General features: G+C 70.1%; 19 protein-coding genes and 1 riboswitch. Of the genes, 4 read left to right on the top strand and 15 right to left on the bottom strand.

Annotated elements, in window-relative coordinates:
• Positions 1–57 precede the first annotated feature (57 nt).
• From D9V36_RS14075 to D9V36_RS14110, 8 genes are all read right to left on the bottom strand, one after another.
• Complete coding sequence (locus D9V36_RS14075; RefSeq protein ID WP_431357668.1) at positions 58–1,224, bottom strand: ABC transporter ATP-binding protein; 1,167 nt, start codon at positions 1,222–1,224, stop codon at positions 58–60.
• Entirely contained in the window at positions 1,221–2,366 is a 1,146-nt protein-coding gene (locus tag D9V36_RS14080) for an ABC transporter ATP-binding protein (RefSeq protein WP_129294078.1), read from the bottom strand. The genes D9V36_RS14075 and D9V36_RS14080 overlap by 4 nt, the downstream gene beginning before the upstream one ends.
• On the bottom strand, positions 2,363–3,373 hold the full coding sequence (locus tag D9V36_RS14085) for an ABC transporter permease (protein WP_129294079.1): 1,011 nt from the start codon (positions 3,371–3,373) through the stop codon (positions 2,363–2,365). Before D9V36_RS14085 ends, D9V36_RS14080 begins: the two co-directional genes overlap by 4 nt.
• Before the next feature lie 79 nt (positions 3,374–3,452).
• The gene (locus tag D9V36_RS14090) at positions 3,453–5,204 is read right to left on the bottom strand and encodes an ABC transporter substrate-binding protein (protein ID WP_129294080.1); all 1,752 of its coding nucleotides are present in this window, start codon (positions 5,202–5,204) and stop codon (positions 3,453–3,455) included.
• A 127-nt stretch (positions 5,205–5,331) separates the two neighbouring features.
• Positions 5,332–6,330 (bottom strand): ABC transporter permease, encoded by a 999-nt coding sequence (locus D9V36_RS14095; protein WP_129294081.1) that lies wholly within the window; start codon positions 6,328–6,330, stop codon positions 5,332–5,334.
• A gap of 422 nt (positions 6,331–6,752) precedes the next feature.
• Positions 6,753–7,553 (bottom strand): enhanced serine sensitivity protein SseB C-terminal domain-containing protein, encoded by an 801-nt coding sequence (locus D9V36_RS14100; RefSeq protein WP_129294082.1) that lies wholly within the window; start codon positions 7,551–7,553, stop codon positions 6,753–6,755.
• A gap of 62 nt (positions 7,554–7,615) precedes the next feature.
• On the bottom strand, positions 7,616–8,413 hold the full coding sequence (locus tag D9V36_RS14105) for an enhanced serine sensitivity protein SseB (protein ID WP_129294083.1): 798 nt from the start codon (positions 8,411–8,413) through the stop codon (positions 7,616–7,618).
• 105 nt (positions 8,414–8,518) lie between these two features.
• Positions 8,519–9,181 (bottom strand): AAA family ATPase, encoded by a 663-nt coding sequence (locus D9V36_RS14110; protein ID WP_129298395.1) that lies wholly within the window; start codon positions 9,179–9,181, stop codon positions 8,519–8,521.
• Positions 9,182–9,478: 297 nt separating this feature from the next.
• Positions 9,479–9,574: riboswitch (glycine riboswitch) on the top strand.
• A 151-nt stretch (positions 9,575–9,725) separates the two neighbouring features.
• Here D9V36_RS14110 and gcvT point away from each other — a divergent pair.
• The 4 genes from gcvT to D9V36_RS14130 all read left to right on the top strand — a co-directional run bounded on the left by gcvT (position 9,726) and on the right by D9V36_RS14130 (position 14,640).
• On the top strand, positions 9,726–10,853 hold the full coding sequence (gene gcvT / locus D9V36_RS14115) for a glycine cleavage system aminomethyltransferase GcvT (protein WP_129294084.1): 1,128 nt from the start codon (positions 9,726–9,728) through the stop codon (positions 10,851–10,853).
• A 125-nt stretch (positions 10,854–10,978) separates the two neighbouring features.
• Complete coding sequence (gene gcvH, locus D9V36_RS14120; protein ID WP_129294085.1) at positions 10,979–11,356, top strand: glycine cleavage system protein GcvH; 378 nt, start codon at positions 10,979–10,981, stop codon at positions 11,354–11,356.
• A gap of 94 nt (positions 11,357–11,450) precedes the next feature.
• On the top strand, positions 11,451–12,710 hold the full coding sequence (glyA, locus tag D9V36_RS14125; RefSeq protein WP_129294086.1) for a serine hydroxymethyltransferase: 1,260 nt from the start codon (positions 11,451–11,453) through the stop codon (positions 12,708–12,710).
• A 544-nt stretch (positions 12,711–13,254) separates the two neighbouring features.
• The gene (locus tag D9V36_RS14130) at positions 13,255–14,640 is read left to right on the top strand and encodes an L-serine ammonia-lyase (protein ID WP_129294087.1); all 1,386 of its coding nucleotides are present in this window, start codon (positions 13,255–13,257) and stop codon (positions 14,638–14,640) included.
• A gap of 54 nt (positions 14,641–14,694) precedes the next feature.
• Here D9V36_RS14130 and D9V36_RS14135 read toward each other — a convergent pair whose 3' ends face one another.
• The 7 genes from D9V36_RS14135 to D9V36_RS14160 all read right to left on the bottom strand — a co-directional run bounded on the left by D9V36_RS14135 (position 14,695) and on the right by D9V36_RS14160 (position 21,023).
• Entirely contained in the window at positions 14,695–16,122 is a 1,428-nt protein-coding gene (locus tag D9V36_RS14135; protein WP_129294088.1) for a glutamine synthetase family protein, read from the bottom strand.
• A complete protein-coding gene (locus D9V36_RS14140; RefSeq protein ID WP_241720868.1) occupies positions 16,119–17,639 on the bottom strand; it encodes an amino acid permease in 1,521 nt (506 codons plus the stop codon). Before D9V36_RS14140 ends, D9V36_RS14135 begins: the two co-directional genes overlap by 4 nt.
• Positions 17,640–17,692: 53 nt before the next feature.
• On the bottom strand, positions 17,693–18,562 hold the full coding sequence (locus D9V36_RS14145; protein WP_241720869.1) for a hypothetical protein: 870 nt from the start codon (positions 18,560–18,562) through the stop codon (positions 17,693–17,695).
• A gap of 354 nt (positions 18,563–18,916) precedes the next feature.
• Complete coding sequence (locus tag D9V36_RS40920) at positions 18,917–19,084, bottom strand: hypothetical protein (RefSeq protein ID WP_164992949.1); 168 nt, start codon at positions 19,082–19,084, stop codon at positions 18,917–18,919.
• 81 nt (positions 19,085–19,165) lie between these two features.
• Positions 19,166–19,474 carry a hypothetical protein gene (locus D9V36_RS14150; protein ID WP_129294091.1) on the bottom strand — a complete coding sequence of 103 codons (309 nt, stop codon included), beginning with the start codon at positions 19,472–19,474 and terminating at the stop codon, positions 19,166–19,168.
• 164 nt (positions 19,475–19,638) lie between these two features.
• Positions 19,639–20,421 carry a phosphatase PAP2 family protein gene (locus tag D9V36_RS14155; protein ID WP_129294092.1) on the bottom strand — a complete coding sequence of 261 codons (783 nt, stop codon included), beginning with the start codon at positions 20,419–20,421 and terminating at the stop codon, positions 19,639–19,641.
• Positions 20,418–21,023, bottom strand: a complete 606-nt coding sequence (locus tag D9V36_RS14160; protein ID WP_129294093.1) for a phosphatase PAP2 family protein — start codon at positions 21,021–21,023, stop codon at positions 20,418–20,420. The genes D9V36_RS14155 and D9V36_RS14160 overlap by 4 nt, the downstream gene beginning before the upstream one ends.
• Positions 21,024–21,078 lie beyond the last annotated feature (55 nt).

Consider the following 21,078-nt stretch of genomic DNA (forward strand, 5'->3'; position numbering starts at 1 on the left):
TGCTGACTCTGCACTCTCCCGCCGCTTTGTGCCCAGGACTTTGCCAAGTCCCAAGAGTTACTTGCCGGTTGCCGCCTTACCGCCCGCCGGTCCGGTGTCCTTTGAGCCTGCTGTGTCCGCCGCGACCGCTGTGGCCGCTGCGTTCTCTGCGTTCTCTGCGTTTTCCGGGTGGTGGCAGGCCACCTGGTGCCCCGTGCGCAGCGCGACCAGCGGCGGCTCGGTGGTGGCGCACACCTCGGTCGCCTTCCAGCAGCGGGTGCGGAACCGGCAGCCGGAGGGCGGGTTGATCGGCGAGGGCACATCGCCCTTGAGCAGGATCCGGTCGCGCTGGGTGCGCCGCTTGGGGTCGGGCACCGGCACCGCGGACAGCAGGGCCTTGGTGTACGGGTGCATCGGCGACTCGTAGAGCCCCTTGCGGTCCGCCAACTCCACGATCTTGCCGAGGTACATCACCGCGATCCGGTCCGACACATGCCGGATGACCGAGAGGTCGTGGGCGATGATGACGTACGTCAGGCCCAGCTCCTCCTGCAGGTCGTCCATGAGGTTGACGACCTGCGCCTGGATGGACACATCGAGCGCGGAGACCGGCTCGTCGGCGACCACCAGCTTGGGCTTGAGCGCCAGGGCACGGGCGATGCCGATGCGCTGCCGCTGGCCGCCGGAGAACTCGTGCGGATAGCGGTTGTAGTGCTCCGGGCTCAGGCCCACCAGCTCCAGCAGCCGCTGCACCTCCTTCTTCACCCCGCCCTCGGGCTCGACGCCCTGAAGGCGGAAGGGGGTGGAGACGATCCCGCCGATGGTGTGCCGCGGGTTCAGCGAACCGTACGGGTCCTGGAAGATCATCTGGACGTCCCGGCGCATCGGCCGCAGCCGGCCCGGAGACAGGTGGGTGATGTCCTGGCCCTGGAACTCGACGGAGCCGCCGGTCGGCTCGTCGAGCCGGGTGATCAGCCGGCCCATCGTCGACTTGCCGCAGCCGGACTCGCCGACGACGCCCAGGGTCTCCCCAGGACGGACGTCGAAGTCGATGCCGTCGACCGCCTGCACCGCCCCGACCTGCCGCTTGAGCAGGCCCTTGGTGATCGGGAAGTGCCGGACCAGACCGCGGACCCGCAGCAGCGGCTCGACGTCAAAGGCGGTCTCCGCGGCAGGCTCCACCGGGGTGTCCGCCGTCTTCTGGAGCGGAATCTTCTTGTTCTGGTCGTCAGTCGTCTCGGTCACAGCTTCGGCGCAATCTCTTCGGTCCAGATACGCTCCCGCTCCTCCTGCGACATGTGGCAGGCGGAGAAGTGCCCTCCCCCGTCGGCTACGCCCCCATTGGCGGGGGTGCCCCCACTGCCGGCCTCGCGCAGTTCGGGGCGGACCGTACGGGTGAGGTTGTCCTTGGGCACATCCGCGTACGGGCAACGGGGGTTGAAGGCGCAGCCGGACGGGACGTTGATCAGGCTGGGCGGGGAGCCCTTCACCGGGATCAGCCGGTCCGTCTGGTCGCGGTCGATGCGCGGCATGGAACCGAGCAGCCCCCAGGTGTAGGGGTGCTGCGGCTCGTAGAAGACCTTCTCGGCCGGGCCGCGCTCGACGCACCGTCCGCCGTACATCACCAGCAGGTCGTCGGCGAGTTCGGCGACCACCCCGAGGTCGTGGGTGATGATGATGACCGCCGAGCCGAACTCCTTCTGCAGATCGCGGATCAGGTCCAGGATCTGTGCCTGCACGGTGACGTCCAGGGCGGTGGTGGGCTCGTCCGCGATCAGCAGCTCCGGGTTGTTGACCAGCGCCATCGCGATCATGGCGCGCTGGCGCATACCGCCGGAGAACTGGTGCGGATGGTCGTCCACCCGCTTGTCGGGCTGCGGGATGCCGACCCGGTCCAGCATCTCGATCGCCCGCTTGCGCGCGGTCTTCTTGTCCACGTCGTTGTGGACCCGGTAGGCCTCCACGATCTGGCTGCCGACCGAGTAGAAGGGGTGCAGCGCGGACAGCGGGTCCTGGAAGATCATCGCCATCTCGCGGCCGCGCAGCCGGCGCACCTCGTCCGGATCGGCGCCGACCAGCTCCTTGCCGTCCAGCCAGATCTCGCCGGACATGTTCACCTTGCTGCGCTGCTGGCGCGAGGCGCGGTGCAGGCCCATCACGGCGAGAGAGGTCACCGACTTGCCGGAGCCGGACTCGCCGACGATGCCGAGCGTCTTGCCCTTCTCCAGGGTGAAGTTCAGGCCGTCGACCGACTTCACGATCCCGTCGTCGGTGTTGAAGTGCACCTTCAGGTCGCGCACTTCGAGGAAGGCGGAGGGGGGCCGGGAGCCGGCCGCGGTGGGTTCGCCCACGGCGGCCTCGGTCTTGTCCTCGGAGGAGTCGGTCACGAGAGCCTCACCCGCGGGTCGACGGCGGCGTACAGAACGTCCACCACCAGATTGCACATGACGATGAAGAACGCGGCGAGCAAGGTGACGCCGAGGATGTTCGGGAGGTCGTTGGCGTTGATCGCCTCGACGGCGAAGGCGCCGACTCCCTTGAGCGAGAAGACCTGTTCGGTGATCAGCGCACCGCCGAGCAGCAGGCCCAGGTCCATGCCGAAGACCGTGATGATCGGGGTGAGCGCGGCCCGCAGACCGTGCCGGACGACCACCTTGCGCTCGCGCAGGCCCTTGGCGCGGGCCGTACGGATGTAGTCCTCGCTCAGCGTCTCCAGCATGCCCGCCCGGGTGAGCCGGGCGTAGAGCGCGGAGTAGAGGAAGGCCAGGGTGACCCAGGGCAGGACCAGGGTCCGGGCCCATCCGAACGGATCTTCCGTGAGATAGATGTAGTCGCTGCGCTCGAAGATCGGCCACTGGTAGGTGAACAGGGCCAGGGCCAGGGCTCCCGTGAAGAACATCGGGAGGGAGACACCGGCCAGCGCGACGCCCATGGCCATCCGGTCGAAGACCGAGCCGGGGCGCAGCGCGGAGAGCACACCGGTGGCGACACCGGAGACGACCCAGAGCACGGCCGCGCCGGCGGCCAGCGAGAGCGTCACCGGAAGCCGGTTCTGGATCTCCGGCCAGACCTCGATATGGGTTTTGAAGGAGTAACCGAAGCACGGCACATGACACTTGGCCGCTTCCGGACCGAATTTGTAGTCGACGCCGACGAAAATGCCCTTGAGGAAGTCCCAGTACTGCTCGTACACGGGCTTGTCCAGGCCGAGATTCTTCTTGACCGCGGCGATGTCCGCGGGCGTGGGGGCCTTTCCGATGTACTGCTGGGCAAGCTGGTCGGTGCTCTGCCCGGCCAGTTTCGGCAGCAGGAAGAAGATGCCGAAAGTGACCGCGCTGACGATCAGCAGCAGGACCACTGCGCTGATCAACCTGCGGATGATGTACGAGAACACGGGGATGCGGCGTCGGCGCCGCGAGCCGGTTCACCACCGGCCCGCGGACACCAATGCCTTCACCTGCCTTCCAGGGCTGCTACTTCTTGACGCCGATGTTGAGGTAGTCGTACTGACCGCTGAAGGCCGAGGTGGACACCAGGTTGGTGGCCTTGGGCGAGCGGTACATCAGGACCTTGAAGTAGGTGAGCGGAACGATCGCCGCCTGCTCCATCGTCTTCTTGTCGATCTCGGCGTACGCCTTCTCGCGGGCCGCCTTGTCGGTGTTGGCGATGGCGCTGTCGAGCAGGTTGTTGATCTCCGGGTCGTCCAGCTCCGACAGGTTGGCGTTACCGGACTGGCTGATTGCCTTGCCGTTCAGGATCTGCTGCAGGTAGCCGTAGCCGGTCGGGAAGTCCGAGCCCCACTGCATCATGATCAGGCCGACGTTGTTCTTCTTGTTGAACTTCGGCACACCGGCGTAGTCCGAGAAGTACTTGCTGGTCGGGTACGACTGGATCTTGGCGGTGACGCCGATCTTCTTCAGCGAGTCGATCACCGAGGTGGCCGCGTCGACCTCGTCCTGGCGGTCGTTGCGGGCCAGGATCGTGGTCGTGGTCTTGCCGGCACCGCACTTCGCCCAGTGCTTCTTGGCCTCGGCCAGGTCCAGCTTGTCGCCGTCGTACTTCTGCGGGTACAGGTCGTACTTCTGGTAGCCCTCGATGTCGGTCGGCAGGACCGTGGAGGCCAGCTCACCGCGGATCGGGCCGCCGAGGGAGGTCTGTACGGCCTTCTTGTCGATGGCGTACTCGACGGCCTTGCGGCACTCGATGTTGTCGAACGGCTTCACCTTGGTGTTCAGCGCCGTGTAGACCAGGCGCTGGCCGAGAGTGTTGTCGGTGTTGCCCTTCTCCTTGGGGTCCGTGAGGAGCTGGGCCTGGGTCTGCCCGTCGACACCACGGCCGGCCAGGTCCACCAGGGTGTTACCGGACTGGAGGTCCTTGTCGATGGTCGACTGGGCGACCTTCAGATTCAGGACGATCTTGTCCGGCAGCTGCTTGCGCAGCGGGTCCGTCTTCGCGGACCACTGCGGGTTGCGGACCAGGGTGAGCTTCTTGCCCTCCTGGTAGCTCTCGAACTTGTACGAGCCGGTGGACAGCACGGACTTGGTGTAGTCCGCGCCCTTGTCCTTGGCCTGCGGGACCGGGGCGGTCTGCGGGGCGCTCACCAGGTAGTCGAACTCGGCGAACGGCTTCTTGAGGTGGAAGACGACGGTCTGGTCGTCCGGGGTCTCGATGGACTTCAGGCCGGCCTTGCTCTTGTCCTTGTAGGGACCCTTGTAGCCGCCGTCGTTGTCCTTGAGGAACTGCTGGAAGTAGTTCGGGCCCAGCGAGAGGGTGTCACGCGCGAAGTTGCTGCGCTCGACGGCGTACTTGACGTCCTGCGAGGTGACCGTGGTGCCGTCGTCGTACTTGACGCCCTTGCGGATCTTGTACGTCCAGGTCTTCCCGCCGTCACTGGGCTTGCCCATCGACTCGGCGAGGTCCGGGGTCAGCTCGTTGCCCTTGGCGCCGGGGCCCGGCTTGAAGGTGGTGAGCGGCCGCGCGTAGAGCCGGCTGAAGTTGTAGATGAAGGCGTAGTAGGTGTTGCCCGGGTCGAACGACTCGGGGGCGTCGCTCATCGCGTAGGTGACCGTGCCGCCCTTCGCGTCCGAGGCGTTGACGATGCCCTTGGTGGCGGCGTTCGCCTCGCCCGAGCCCTCCGAGGAGCCCTTGCCCCCGCTGCAGCCGGCCAGCAAAAGGCCCGCACTGGTGATGGCCGCGACAGCCGCGACCGGAACTGACCTTCGCATGATGGTCGGTGTCCCCTTCGTTCGTCGAGAAAGGTCAAACCTCAAAACGCAGTGATTCGGTAACGCAGTAACGCGGAAACGCAGTGATGCAGTTGGGGGGCGTCGGAGCGGGTGCCCGCCGCGGCCGTCAGCGGCTGCGCGGGTCCAGCGCGTCCCTCAGTCCGTCACCGAGCAGGTTGAACGCGAGCACGGTGACGAAGATCGCGAGGCCGGGGACGATCATGTACTGGGGGTCGACCTCGTAGTACTTGACCGCCTGGTTGAGCATGCCGCCCCAGGACGCCTGGGGCGGCTGGATGCCGACGCCCAGGAAGCTCAGGGCCGCCTCGAAGAGGATGTTGGAGGGGATCAGCAGCGTCGAGTAGACGATGATCGGCCCCACCAGGTTGGGCAGCAGCTCCCGGAAGAGAATGAACGGCCCGCGCGCACCCATGCCGCGGGCGGCGTCCACGAACTCCCGCTCGCGCAGCGACAGGGTCTGCGCGCGCACGATCCGCCCCATGTAGGGCCAGTTGAAGAAGCCGATCACGAAGATCAGCACCGAGATGTGCAGCGGCAGGCCGTCCAGGCCGAAGGCGCCGCCCTGCAGCGAGGCGGAGATCGCGATGGCGAACAGCAGCAGAGGGAAGGCCAGGAAGACGTCCATCATCCGGCTGATGAAGGCGTCCACCCGTCCGCGGTAGAAGCCGGCGACCACACCGAGCACGGTGCCGATGGCGACCGACAGCAGCGTCGCGCCGAACGCCACGATCAGCGACACCCAGGAGCCCTCCAGGATCCGGGCGAGCAGATCGCGGCCGAACTTCGGGTCCACGCCCAGGGGGTGGTCAGCGCTCATGCCGCCGAGTTCGCCCTTGGGGAGCGTGGTGTTGGGGTCGATCAGCGACTGGTTGGGATTGTTCGGGTCCAGCCCCAGCAGGGCCTGGATCGGACGGGAGAGCGCGGCGACGGCGATGAGCAGGATGACAACGATGGCACCGGCCACCGCGACCTTGTCCCGCCTGAAGCGCAGCCATGCGATCTGGCCGAGCGAACGCCCCTCGATCCGCTTTCCCTCGACGCCCTTCAGCACCGCTTCCGGCTGCGCCTCAGCAGCCGCCCCGGTGGTCTCGATCGGTGCGGTCACAGTGCCTTTGACCCCTCTCGGCCGACGGTGGCCGGCCCCTGCCCGCCGCGGATTGCGGCCTGGTTCTCATCACTGGTGCAAGTGCGGTGCAGCAATTTCGGTGCAGCAAGTCCTGCGGGCATCGCGGAAGTTCGCGCTATGGACGTTCTCAGGCTTACGCGACGCCGTGGGATGACGCTCGTACAAAGGACCGAGGTCCGTTGTTTCCGGAGTCTTCATCCCTTTCTCGATCAGTCACCAGCCCTGACAGGGAAAGGATGCGCAACTGTGATGTCCTTCACCGCTTTCCGTTATACGGACAACAGTTCGGGCTGAGCGGGGCGATCACCCGCGGGAGCGGCGCTCAACCGCGGGGCATACAGGGTGAATTCACCACAGAACCGGCGCCCGGACGGTACTCCCGGGACACCGGAGACAAACGGTCAGTAGGCGCGCGGGTAGCCGTAGCCGTACGACGGCGCGGGGGCCGGCTGACCCGGCGGCTGGGCGTAGCCGTCACGGTCGAAGAAGGGGCGCGTGGAGGCCCGCATCCACATGCCGACCGGGTCGAACTCGTCGTTCATCGCGACGGTGGAGACGGGCAGGCCGTCCGGCACCGCACCGATCGACTGCTGGATCATCAACCGCACCGAATCCACCGCTTGTTGGCCGGTGTCGTACAGATCCAGACCGATCGCCAGATAGGGGGCACCGAGCGCCGGCTGCACCCAGGCCCGGCGCAGCGACCGCACGGCGGGCGTCCGGTGCGCGTTCTGGGCGAGCAGCGCGTAGAACTGCGGGATGTCGATGACCGGTTCGGAGATCCGCAGCGGACCGGCCGGCAGCCGGTCCAGACCACCGGCGATACGGCGCAGATCCAGCCACGGGATGCCGATACCCCCGCCGGGGGCATGCGGATTGAGCCACAGGCCCCAGCGGTCGGGGAAGAGCGAGGTGGCGATCTCCAGGCCGGTGACGACCTCGTGGTCGCGGTTCCAGCCGGAGGCGGCGAGTTCGGGCGCCGAGGTCACACATGGCGCATAGCCGAGCCCTTCGACCTCCATGTTTCCGTACTGCGCATCGGGCGAACCGGCCCGGCCGTGCCACAGCAGCATCCAGACCTGGCCCGCGGCGAGCGCGTGCAGCAGCGCCTCATAGGCGTCGTAACGGCCGGGCGAGACCTGCTGGAGCAGCTGCTCCAGCGCTCCGGCCGCCGCCGGCCCCTGATGCGCACCCGCGCTCACGTGGTCCGTCCCTTCTGTCCGCAGGGCACGTCATGGGTGCGCCCGCCCGTCATCCATCCAGCTTACGAGTGGTCCCGAGAGTAGAAGGGCCGCACACGCTCCAGCATCCAGTCGGCGACCGGGTCGCCCTGGGCGAGGTCGAGCATGACGAGCTGTACGGGCCAGGGCACCGGTACGGCACCGAGCGCACGTCCGAGGGCTGACAGTACCGCTTCGCGGGCGGTGCCGTCGTGCAGTGCCGCGGGGTCCGCGGCGATCTGCACACCGACGAACAGCGCGGGCGTGTCGCCCTCGACACTTGCCAGGGCACGCCGGGCAGTCAGGACAATTCCGGCGCCGGAGAACTCCAGTCCGGCAGCGGCCAGGAAGTCCACCGGTTCGTCCTGCCAGTCCGGCTCGAAGAGCCGCACCCGGCCGCCGCTGGGCAGACCGGCCGCCTCGTGCTGCCCCTCCCGGCACAATTCGGCCACCGCGGGGGGCGGCAGCGGGACGCCGACCGCGCCGTCCGGGTTGACCGCGATACCGATGTGCGGGGGCAGTCCGCGGGCGAACTCCTTGGCCGGGGCGACGGTGAAGGACATATGCGTGCCGACGACCCGCAAGAACTCCTGCTCGGAGCTGTAGACCGGGACATAGGCCGCACCGTCGAGCTCGACGGTGGGCAGATCGAGGCCGCGGGTGCCGGGACCCGCGCTCTCCGGTCCGCCGCCGTTGGGCAGCGGCACCCAGACCCTGCTGCGGCCCAGTACCTCGACGATCCGGCCACCGGCGCCCGGGTGCCCGACCGAGGCGGCCAGCACCTCTTCGAGCTCGTTCGCCGGCCATGCCAGCTGCGGTATCCCCTGCTGCGGAAATGTCATGTGCACCCACCCGTTCCAAACCGCGCCATCTGGCCAAAGACCCTAGACGAGAAGGCGTGCGGAGGGACCGTCGGGGCATGGTGGCGGTGCACCCGGTCGCTGCTGTCAGCCGAAGCCGACCGCCTCCAGGGCGCTCGCCGCCCGCCGGTCGAGCAGGACGGCAGAGTCGCAGCCCTTCGGCAGCCGGGCCGACTCCGCCGCGCCGACCAGCCGGCCCACCGCCCCGCGGTGCCGCGCGAAGGCGTACCCCGACACCCCGCGCCCCCGCGACTCCTGGCCGGACAGCGCCACCTCGGGCGGCACGTCGAGCAGCACCAGATGCAGCCCGCGGCCGCCGCGCACCGCCGAGCGCGCGAGCCAGCCGCGCACCCACGCCAGGGTGCCGCAGTCGTGCACCACCACGCTGTCCCCCGAGCGCAGCGCACGGCCCAGCGTCAGATAGTGGGCGGCCCGCACCAGCGGACGGTAGAGGGCGTACGGCAGCCGGCGCAGCCTGCCGTGCTCCCAGCGCTCGCGGGCGTCCTGTGAATCGATGCGGTGCACCACGGCGCCGTGGGCGTCCAGCGGCGGTACGACCCGGTGCATCAGGGTGCTCTTGCCGCTGCCCGGCAGACCGGAGACCACCACCAGATCCCCGGCCGGGAACCGCAGCTCGGCGGCGCCCCTCGCCCGTCCGCGGCCCCGGAGGTCCACGATTTCGGCACCGCTCCCCGGCCGGACGACGAGCCGCGGCGGCCGCCGCGCCCGGGACCCGGCGGCGGGCGGCACCGCGGGCGCGGCGGTCCCGGGCGCGGCGGCCGGAGGCACGACGCCTGAAGTGGCTCCGAATGCCGCTTCACTGTGCACGCGATGTCCTCCCCGTCCGGTTCTGCTCCGGTTCGACTCCGTCCCCTACCCGCAGAGTGTCAAGAAAAGGTAATGCCCAGCAAGGCTATTGTCCGATCTGCCCACGTCATGGGCGGGGCGACGGCAGGGGCTCCTCTATCCGGCGATCCCGTGCAATGATGTGGCCGCCACGTGCACATCTCGTCTCACCCGTGCACCGCCAATTCCATACCGGCCGTTTGAACCCGCGCGGGAGAGTCCCCGGCCGCCATGGCGGGGCGCCGAAGGAGCAAGTCCTCCCTTGAATCTCTCAGGCCCCTATACCGCGCAGGCGAGGCAGATCTGAAAAGCGAGCCGCAGCCCGGCCCACGGGGCGGCTCCACCCAAGGTGCAAACCGGGTCCGTTCGCGGGATCCCGGTGAACCTCTCAGGTTCCGATGACAGATGGGGAGAACGTCTTGTCACCCCTGCCTGGGAGCCCGGAACCATGACTGATGCCCCCCGCCGTACTGCGCTGGACGCCACCCATCGTGCGCTCGGCGCCACCATGACCGACTTCGCCGGCTGGGACATGCCGCTGCGCTACAGCAGCGAGCGCGAGGAACATGTCGCCGTCCGCACCCGCGCCGGCCTGTTCGACCTCTCCCACATGGGCGAGATCACCGTCACCGGCCCGCAGGCCGCCGACCTCCTCGACTACGCGCTGGTCGGCAACATCGGCGGGGTCAAGACCGGCCGCGCCCGCTACACCATGATCTGCGAGGCCGGCGGCGGCATCCTCGACGACCTGATCGTCTACCGCCTGGCCGACCAGGAGTACATGGTCGTCGCCAACGCCTCCAACGCCCAGGTGGTGCTGGACGCGCTGACCGCGCGGGCGGGCGGCTTCGACGCCGCGATCCGCGACGACCGGGACGCCTACGCGCTGCTCGCGGTGCAGGGCCCGGAGTCGCCCGGCATCCTCAAGAAGGTCACCGACGCCGACCTGGACGGCCTGAAGTACTACGCGGGCCTGCCCGGCACGGTCGCCGGCGTCCAGGCGCTGATCGCCCGTACCGGCTACACCGGCGAGGACGGCTTCGAGCTGTTCGTCCGCCCGGCCGACGCGGTCGCCCTCTGGGAGGCACTGACCGAGGCCGGCCGGGACGCCGGTCTGGTGCCCTGCGGCCTGTCCTGCCGGGACACCCTGCGTCTGGAGGCGGGGATGCCGCTGTACGGGCACGAGCTGACGACCTCGACCACCCCGTTCGACGCGGGCCTGGGCCGGGTCGTGAAGTTCGAGAAGACGACCAACGACGGCGACTTCGTCGGCCGTACCGCGCTGGCGGAGGCCGCCGAGCGCGCCGGGACGAACCCACCGCGCAAGCTGGTCGGCCTGATCGCCACCGGCCGCCGGGTCCCGCGCGCCGGCTACCCGGTCGTCACCGCCGAGGGCACGGTCATCGGCGAGGTCACCTCCGGGGCCCCCTCCCCCACCCTCGGCAAGCCGGTCGCCATCGCCTACGTCGACGCCGCCTACGCCACACCGGGCACCGAGGGTGTGTGCGTGGACATCCGTGGAAGCCATGAGCCGTACGAGGTCACCGCTCTGCCGTTCTACAAGCGGCAGAAGTAGCTCACCCGGGGCGGACCCGGCAGCGGTGCGCACCCGAGCGTTTCACCGTGCAAGACCCTCCCCCTTGGCGTCACCAGGGGCGACCCCCTTCACGACCACACCCTCGCGTACAGGAGAATCGAGCCATGAGCAACCCCCAGCAGCTGCGCTACAGCAAGGAGCACGAGTGGCTGTCGGGCGCCGAGGAAGGCGTCTCGACGGTCGGCATCACCGAGCACGCGGCCAACGCGCTCGGCGACGTCGTCTACGTGCAGCTCCCCGAGGTCGGTGCCACGGTCGCGGCGGGCGAGACCTGCGGCGAGCTGGAGTCGACCAAGTCGGTCAGCGATCTCTACTCGCCCGTCGACGGTGAGATCACCGAGATCAACGAGGATGTCGTCAACGACCCCTCGCTGGTGAACACCGCCCCGTTCGAGGGCGGTTGGCTGTTCAAGGTGAAGACCAGCGGTGAGCCGGGCGACCTGCTCTCGGCCGACGAGTACGCCGCCTTCATCCAGAGCTGAGCCGCCCGGCCCTCTCCCCCACCGCCCCCGCGGAGCTCCCCAGGGCTCCGTCCGGTGGACCCCCTCGCGCCCCATGACTCCCCCAGGAAGACTCATGTCGCTTCTGAACAGCTCCCTCCACGAGCTCGACCCCGATGTCGCCGCCGCCGTCGACGCCGAACTCCACCGCCAGCAGTCCACCCTCGAAATGATCGCGTCGGAGAACTTCGCCCCCGTCGCCGTCATGGAGGCCCAGGGCTCGGTCCTCACCAACAAGTACGCCGAGGGCTACCCCGGCCGCCGCTACTACGGTGGCTGTGAGCACGTCGATGTCGTCGAGCAGATCGCCATCGACCGCATCAAGGCCCTCTTCGGCGCCGAGGCCGCGAACGTCCAGCCGCACTCCGGTGCGCAGGCCAACGCCGCCGCGATGTTCGCCCTGATCAAGCCGGGCGACACCATCCTGGGTCTCAACCTCGCCCACGGCGGGCACCTGACCCACGGCATGAAGATCAACTTCAGTGGCAAGCTCTACAACGTGGTGCCCTACCACGTCGACGAGAAGACCAACCTGGTCGACATGGAAGAGGTCGAGCGCCTCGCCAAGGAGCACCGCCCCAAGCTGATCGTGGCCGGCTGGTCCGCCTACCCGCGCCAGCTCGACTTCGCCGCGTTCCGCCGGATCGCCGACGAGGTCGGCGCCTACCTCATGGTCGACATGGCGCACTTCGCCGGCCTGGTCGCCGCCGGTCTGCACCCCAACCCGGTGCCGCACGCCCACGTCGTGACCACCACCACCCACAAGACCCTCGGTGGCCCCCGCGGCGGTGTGATCCTCTCCACCCAGGAGCTGGCCAAGAAGATCAACTCCGCGGTCTTCCCCGGCCAGCAGGGCGGGCCGCTGGAGCACGTCATCGCCGCCAAGGCCGTCTCCTTCAAGGTCGCCGCCTCCGACGACTTCAAGGAGCGCCAGCAGCGCACCCTCGACGGCGCCCGGATCCTCGCCGAGCGCCTGGTCCAGGACGACGTCAAGCAGCACGGCGTCTCCGTCCTGTCCGGCGGCACCGACGTCCACCTCGTCCTCGTCGACCTGCGCGACAGCGAGCTGGACGGCCAGCAGGCCGAGGACCGCCTCCACGAGGTCGGCATCACCGTCAACCGCAACGCGATCCCCAACGACCCGCGGCCGCCGATGGTGACCTCGGGCCTGCGCATCGGCACCCCGGCGCTGGCCACCCGCGGCTTCCAGGCCGAGGACTTCCGCGAGGTCGCCGACATCATCGCCGAGGCCCTCAAGCCCGCCTACGACGCCGAAGCCCTCAAGGCCCGCGTCACCGCGCTCGCGGAGAAGTTCCCGCTGTACCCGTCCCTGTGACGCGACGCATGCACGGAGCCCGCGCCCGCCGGTGACCGGTGGGCGCGGCCCGTTTCTCCCGCTCTTCGTACGAGTGCGGTGCCTGCGCTTTCCGCGGGCGCGGTGGTTGCCGGTGCAGGGAGGCTCGCTCGGTGCCCGCGCTTCACGCGAGCACGGTGTCGCCGGGGCGGGCGGGTGAGGCATGCATGACCGGTGCGGTGGCGGGCAGCCGCCCTCTCACGGGAGGCGGATCCCGGCCGGGCCCCCGCATACGGGCCGGGACCGGGCACGACGGCGCTCGGCCGGGTGCGACCGGGTATGACCGGGCACGAGGGCACCCGCCTCCTCGACAGGCCGGACCGGCCGCTCATCACTACCCGTTACCACCCGTTACCCGCGACGTCGCGCACCCGACAGCTTCCGTCCGACGGCACCCGGCCGGGTCCGCGTTACCCTCGACCAGCGGAGCAGAAACGTCCCCTCTGCCCCATTGCTCCGTTACTCCATCGCTATACCGCTCCACCGCTCCACCGTCCATCACGAGCAGACAAGGGAGTCCGCCCCCGTGGCCATCTCCGTCTTCGACCTCTTCTCCATCGGCATCGGCCCCTCCAGTTCCCACACCGTCGGCCCGATGCGCGCCGCCCGGATGTTCGTGGGACGCCTCAAGAAGGACGGTCTGCTCGCCCAGACGGCCACCGTGCGCGCCGAGCTGTTCGGCTCGCTGGGCGCCACCGGCCACGGCCACGGCACCCCCAAGGCCGTCCTCCTCGGCCTGGAAGGCCACTCCCCCCGCACCGTCGACGTCGAGTCCGCCGACGCCGAGGTCGAGCGCATCCGGCAGACCAAGCGGCTGCGGCTGATGGGCGCGGAGATAGGCGCCGCGCACGAGATCGACTTCGACGAGTCGGCCGAGCTGATCCTGCACCGGCGCCGGGCCCTGCCCTACCACGCCAACGGCATGACGCTCTTCGCCTACGACGCCTCCGGCGCGCCCCTGCTGGAGAAGACGTACTACTCGGTGGGCGGCGGCTTCGTCGTCGACGAGGACGCGGTCGCCGGCGAAAACCCGATCGTGCCCGACGACACCGTCCTGACCCACCCCTTCCGTACCGGCGACGAACTGCTGCGGCTGTCCCGGCAGACCGGCCTGTCCATCTCCGCCCTGATGCTGGAGAACGAGAAGGCCTGGCGCACCGAGGAGGAGATCCGGGCCGGGCTGCTGGAGATCTGGCAGGTCATGCAGGCGTGTGTGACCCGCGGCATGTCCCGTGAGGGGATCCTGCCCGGTGGTCTGAAGGTGCGGAGGCGGGCCGCCAACGCCGCCCGCGCCCTGCGCTCCGAGGGCGACGCGGCCGCCCGCGCGATGGAGTGGACCACCCTCTACGCGATGTCCGTCAACGAGGAGAACGCGGCCGGCGGCCGGGTGGTGACCGCCCCCACCAACGGCGCGGCCGGCATCATCCCCGCGGTCCTGCACTACTACCTCAACTTCGTGCCCGGCGCCGACGAGGACGGCGTGGTCCGCTTCCTGCTGGCCGCCGGCGCGATCGGCATGCTCTTCAAGGAGAACGCCTCCATCTCCGGCGCCGAGGTCGGCTGCCAGGGCGAGGTCGGCTCCGCCTGCTCGATGGCCGCCGGCGGCCTGGCCGAGGTCCTGGGCGGCTCGCCCGAGCAGGTCGAGAACGCCGCCGAGATCGGCATGGAGCACAACCTGGGCCTGACCTGCGACCCCGTCGGCGGCCTCGTCCAGATCCCGTGCATCGAGCGCAACGGCATGGCCGCCGTCAAGGCCGTCACCGCCGCCCGCATGGCCCTGCGCGGCGACGGCCGCCACCATGTCTCCCTCGACAAGGTCATCAAGACCATGAAGGACACCGGCGCCGACATGAGCGTCAAGTACAAGGAGACGGCGCGCGGCGGGCTGGCCGTCAACATCATCGAGTGCTGATCGCCGGCCTGGAGGCGCCCACCGGCGCATTCTCCGTACTTCACCCGGCTCGTCTCAGGCCCGGGCGAGCCATCGGCGGCGCTCCGCGTCGGTGACGGTGCGGTGATGGTGGTCGAGTTCCAGCTGGGCGAGGTGGGCGTAGTGCTCGACCACGTCGGCGCCGAGCGCTTCCCGCACGGTGGGGCTGTGCCGGAAGGCGATCATCGCCTGGTGGAGGGTCCTCGGCAGGGGTGTGGTTCCTTCGCGGTACGCGTCGGCCGTCTCGGCGGGGCCGGGTTCGAGTCCCTGCTCGATCCCGTGGTTGATCGCCGCGACGGCGGCGGTCAGTGCGAGGTAGGGGTTGGCGTCCGCCCCGGGGACGCGGACCTCCAGTCGCCGGCCGTCCCCGTGGCCGACGACGCGGACGGCGCAGGTGCGGTTGTCGTGGCCCCAGCTGGCCGTGGTGGGCGCGAAAGAGCCGGGCGCGTACCGCTTGTAGGAGTTGATGTTCGGTGCGTAGAGCACGCCCAGCTGCGGGAGGACGTCGAGAAGCCCCGCGATGGCGTGCCGGGCGGGCGCGGAGAGGGTGCCATCGGGGCCGCTCATCCCGCTGACGTCGTCTCTCCACAGCGAGAGGTGCAGATGCAGTCCGCTGCCGACCCCGGTCTCCGGCGCTGCCATGAAGGTGGGGGCCAGGCCGGCCCGGCTGCCGATGGTGCGCACCGCGTGCTTGAAGGCCAGGTGCCCGTCGCAGGCGGCCAGCGCCTCGCCATAGGGAAAGGTGACCTCCACCTGTCCGGGCGCGCTTTCCGTCTTGACCGCTTCCACGGGAAGTCCGGCGCCGGCGAGTGCGGTCTGCAGCCGGCGGAAGAAACGGTCCGCGCCGGGGGGATGGTCCAGGGCGTAGTCCAGGTTCTCGCCCGTCAGTGGCCGCAGGCCCTGGTAGCCGGTTTCGGCGGCCTGTTCGTAGGTGCCCCGGTAGACCACGAACTCGGTCTCCAGCCCCGCCATGACGTCCAGCCCGTGGCGGGCCAGGCGGGCCAGCTGCCTGCGCAGCATCCGGCGCGGGGCCACCTCGACCGGGGCACCGTCGTGGTCGAGGGCGTCGCCCAGGACCAGGACACTCCTCGGCATCCACGGGGTGAGGCGCAGGGTCTCGATCGCCGGGGCGACCCTCAGGTCCTGGTAGCCGGTGGCCCACGAGGTGAGCGCGAAGCCGTCCGCGGGGGTCATGTCGACGTCGGTGGCCAGCACGTAGGCGCACATGTCGGCGTCGCCGGCGGCGAGGCGGTCGAGGAAGTGCTGCGCGCCGTAGCGCTTGCCCTTCAGCCGGCCCTGCAGGTCCGGGAGGGCCAGCAGCACGGTGTCGATCCGCCCCGCGGCGACCTGCTCGCGCAGCTGGTCGACCGTGAGCCGGCCGACGGCGGGGCGGGGCTCGCGTTGCCTCGAAGGTGTGGCGGGGCGGGCGTCGTCCCGGCCGTCGGAGGTGGCGGGGCGGTTCATACGATCTCCTGGTCGAAGCAGTCCATGGAGCGGTCGGTGTGGTGGGCCGGTACGTCATAGCTGCGCCGGCCCGCGATCCGCCACCAGATCCAGGCCAGTGACAGCACCGCGATCAGTGCGACAGGGGCGTAGTTGAACGAGTCGACGGTCACCGGCCCGGTCTGCGGCAGGCAGAAGAGCACGGTCACGAACGCCACCCAGGCGACGGCGACGCCGCCGACCATCACCCCCCAGCGGCCCAGGTTCCAGGGCCCGGGCAGGAACCGGTTGCGGTGCTTGATGCGCAAGTAGATGGGGATGGCGTAGGCGGGGGTGATGCCGATGACGTTGATGCTGGTGATCGCCGCGTACGCGGTCGGGCTGTACAGGCTCGGCACGGCGAGCAGGGCTGCGGCCGCGACCGCCAGCCAGACGGCGTTGCGCGGGGTGCCGGTACGCAGGTGCACTCTCCGCCACAGGCCCGATCCCGGCAGCGCGCCGTCCCGGCTGAAGGCGAACACCATCCGGGACGCCGCGGCGGTCTCCGCGTTCCCGCAGAACAGCTGGGCGACGATGACCACGAGCAGCAGCGCCTTGGCGCCGGCCGGACCGAGAGCGTCCAGGAAGATCTGGGCGGGCGGAACTCCGGTGGCGGTGGCCCGGGTTGCCGCGTAGTCCTGGATGGCGAACGTGAGCCCGGCCAGCAGGACGAAGCCGGCCACCCACGACCATCCGATCGCCCGCATGATGCCGCGGGACGCGGACACCTGGGCGTTGGTGGTCTCCTCCGACAGGTGAGCGGAGGCGTCGTAGCCGCAGAAAGTGTACTGCGCGAGCAGCAGACCGATCAGCACGACGTAGAGCGAGGAGGACCAGCCGGTGTGGTTGACGAACTCGCCGAAGACGAAGCCGGCGTCCTGGTGGTGTGCGGGCACGAGGGCCAGGGCGCCGACGATCACGGCGACTCCGGCGAGGTGCCACCAGACGCTGATGCTGTTGAGGATGCTGACCAGACGGACTCCGAACAGGTTCAGCCCGGCGTGCAGGGCGAGGATGACCAGGTAGATCGCCATGGTCTTGCCCTCGGTCGGCTCGAAGCCGAACTGGAGGTTCAAGAAGGCGCCGGTGAACAGCGCGGCCCCGTAGTCGATGCCGGCGATCGCCCCGAGCAGCCCGAGCAGATTCAGCCAGCCGGTGTACCAGCCCCACTTCCGGCCGCCGAGTTGCTCGGCCTGGAAGTACAGCGCCCCGGAGGTCGGATACGCGGAGGTGACCTCGGCAAGGCCGGCACCGACGAACATCACCATGACGCCGACCGCGAGCCAGCCCCACATCATGACGGCCGGGCCGCCGGTGGTCAGGCCGAAGCCGTACAGGGTCATGCACCCGGACAGCACGGAAATCACCGAGAAGCTGATGGCGAAGTTGCCGAAGGAGCCCATCCGGCGCGTCAGCACCGGTTCGTAACCGAGTTCACGCAGGTAGGCGTCGTCGGAACGGGTTCGAGCGGTATGGCGGGAGGGTTTTGAGCGGAACACGGAAACTCCGGATGAGGGGGGTGAATTCAAGAACTGACGAACGCCGAACGGATTCATGCCAAGTGGCCGTTGCGACCGGCAGGTGGTGAGTGGGGGGCTGAGGGAGGGGTGTGGCTGTGCGCGTATGCCAGCGACTCCCTGCGGGCCCGGAGCATCAGGGCCTGGCCGCCGTCGGGCCCGGGGGGCCTTTCTTCGAGCGAGTCCCACGGCTCACGTGTCGCATAGGGCTCCATCGCGGTGAACACCGCGGCCGCTTCCAGGAATTGGTGGCTCGCCCACAGGGCGTAGGCCAGGTAGCTCATGTCGGTCACCGACCGCATCGCGGGTTCCGCCTTCTGGAACCAGCCGCGAAAAGCGTCGAGCGCATACGTGCGCATCGGCTCCTCGGCCCACTGCCGCCGCCACAGGGGATGAACCTTTCCCTCGGCTCTGTACAAGCGGCACTGCTCGATCTTGGCGTAGGCGGGCAGAAGCAGCATGGGCGTGCCGACCGGTGCCCAGGACGCCACCCAGCGCCCGAAGTCGAAGACGGAGGCGAGCTGCGCCGAGCGCGAAACCGCCCGGGAGAGCAGGAACTGCAGTATCCGGTGATACGCCTCGCGGTTGCACGGGTCGCGGCGGCCCACCTCGTCCAGCAGACCCCACGGCCCCGGCGGCAACATCGGCTCCACGGGCCGCACGCAGTGCTCCGGACGGCGTTGGTGCACGTCGATCTGGGCGAGCGCCAGCAGACACACCCACGGGACCGGATCCTGCGGAGCGCGCTGTGTGGCCATCTGAGCAGCGTGCCGGGCCCGGTTCTCGTATGCGGCGACCCCGGTGTGCTGTTGGCGGTGGGCCCGCAGGGCTCTCTCCACCAACACCCGTGCGCGCATCATCTGGGGGTCATAGCTGTCCGGCTCCTCGGCCAGCCACACGTCCACCACATCAGTGGCTGCGGCAGCGACCGCCAAGACCTGCGTGCGCGAAGTCCTCAGCCCTCGTGAACCGGTGGCGCTCAGCAGATTCCGGGCGGCCCTCCACCGGCCCGCCCGGAGTTCGACCATGGCCACGCGGAGGTCGTCGTCACTCCCGGCCGGGTGATACACCGGGCGCATCAGGTCGTGTCACACGAGGCGGAGGTTCTGCGGCCGGAGGCTGGGCTTGATAACGGCTTCATCGTTTTCTCGCAAGGGTGGTGATCGGGTGAAGAAGGGTGCCCGGGCACGGCCCTGAACGTCCGCGCACGGTGTCCCAGTCCGTCCCGGACGGTCTCGGTGTGTCAGGGCGCCGTCGGCCTACAGGCGAAGGCTGCTGATTCCCGCCATCACGGCCCCTGTGGACCGGCTGACGCCGGGAGCGAGCGGGGTGCCCTGATGAACATAGGAGCCCAGCAGGAACGCCGCCATGACATGGCCGATTTTGAGCGCACTCTGGCGGACGAACAGGCACTCGATCACGGTCAAAACGGCGGACGGCAAGAAAAGCGGTCCCACGGCGGCACGGCCTCGCAGCTGTCACACCGTCCGGGTCCGGCTGTCTGCCGGCTATCTGCCGATCTCCCAGGCGAAGGGCGGGAGTTCGCGGGCGCGGGAGTAGATGTCCAGGGCCTGGCTCGTGGGCACGAAGGGGTGGACCCGGGCGCCTTCGAGGCCGGCCAGCAGGCGGGCGCAGTGGTGGACGCAGCCGGCGACCTCCCGGCCCTGGCGGTCGACGATGGTGGCGGCATCCCGGGAGCCCTCACACGGGGTGGGGTCCTTGGCTGCGGCGGCCGGGCAGCGGCCGGGCAGGGCGCCGGACGCGGCGGTCCGGTCGGCCGGCCGGCGCGGCGGGAGGGCGTCGAGTGGCTGGTTCATGGGTGGGTCCCCCTGGCGGTGCGGTGGTACGTGCCCTGAGCGGCGCCGTGGCGGAATCGCTTTTGCCGTTCCGGCGCCCAGGACAGTGCTGCTCGGGGCGGGACGCGTCCATGCCGCCTTGGGGAAGATCTGGTCCGATCGTCAGCTATTCATGGGAATGTGCGCTATGGGGCGCCTTTGCCGGTCGGGGGCGGGCCGGTCCGGGCCGGTCCGGCGGGGCAGGCGGGGCAGGCGGGGCAGGCGGGGCAGGCGAAGGGGTCGAGGAACAGTGCGAGGGCGAGCAGGGTGGCCGCCAGCAGCCAGCCGGCCAGGACGTCGCCCGGCCAGTGGACGCTCAGATAGACCCGGGTGAGGCCGACTCCGGCGGCCCAGAGGGCCAGCACCGCGCACCAGGTGCGGGCCGCGGCGGGGCGGGTGCGCCGGGCGATGCCCCAGGCCAGGATTCCGGCTGCCAGCGCCGAGGTGGTGGCGTGGCCGGAGGGGAACGCGTAGCCGGAGGCGTGCGCGGCCCAGTCCACGGCCGGCGGGCGGGGGCGAGCGAGCAGTTCCATCAGGCCGTAACGGATCGCCTGGCCGACGGCGAGGACGGCGACGGCACAGATCACCGCGCGCAGCCGGCCCGCCGTACCGCGACCGGCCAGCAGGCCGGCGAGCACCGCCAGCAGATAGGGAACCGGTCCGCTGCCGGTGGCGGTCAGCGCGCGGGCCAGGGAGCGCAGCGGCTCGCCGTGGTGAGCCGTGGACCAGTGGAGGGCGGCCCGTTCGGGGGCGAGTGGGGCTCCGTGCCGCAGGGACACGGTGAGGGCCACGGCGGCGAAGAGCGCGGCGCAGACCGCGGCGAAGGTCAGGAGCCGGGCGGTGGCGGGGCGCCGCCATGGCGTGGGGTGCGGGTCGGGGGCGGGCGCGGGGTCCCGCTCCCCTCCCGGTTCCCGTTCCGACGCCGTCACCGCGCGGCCACCAGGGGGCGCAGCCGGGTGGCGCGGATCCGGTCGACGGCGGGGGCCGCGCGGCGGGCGAGGGGGGTGAGCAGGCGGGCCACTAGGGCGCCGGCGATCAGGCCGGCGGCGACGTCGTGCGGGTAGTGCGCGCCGACCCAGACGCGTGAGGCCGCCATCAGGAGCGCGGCCGGTACGGCGATCCGGCCCAGTTGCCGGTCGCACAGCAGCAGGGCGACCGCGGCCGCGGCGGCGATGGCGGAGTGGTTGCTGGGGAAGGACCAGTCGCCGGGGCCGGGACAGGCCTCGACGGTGGCGGTGTGGAGTGTCCGGCAGGGCCGCTGTTCGTCGAAGAGCATCTTGACGAGGTCGTTGACGAGGAAGGCGGCGACCACGACGAGTGGCGTGGCCAGTGCCAGCGCCATGGCACCGGAGGCACCGCTTCTGGCGCGCCACCAGCCGATCAGCATCAGGGCGGCGAAGAGGGCGAGGCCGTAGTCGGTCCAGTAGGAGAGGAGGGTGTTCAGGGCGGGCGGGGCGTGCTGGGCGAGGTAGACGATCCGGGTGTACGGGCCGCCGTCGATCGAGGCTCCCCCGAAGGCGAGGTGGGTCACGGGGTTCTCCTTGGCGGCTCGGTGCTCTGCGGCTCGGTACTCGGCGGCGCGGCAC

This window comes from Streptomyces lydicus (assembly GCF_004125265.1).
Taxonomy (GTDB): domain Bacteria; phylum Actinomycetota; class Actinomycetes; order Streptomycetales; family Streptomycetaceae; genus Streptomyces; species Streptomyces lydicus_C.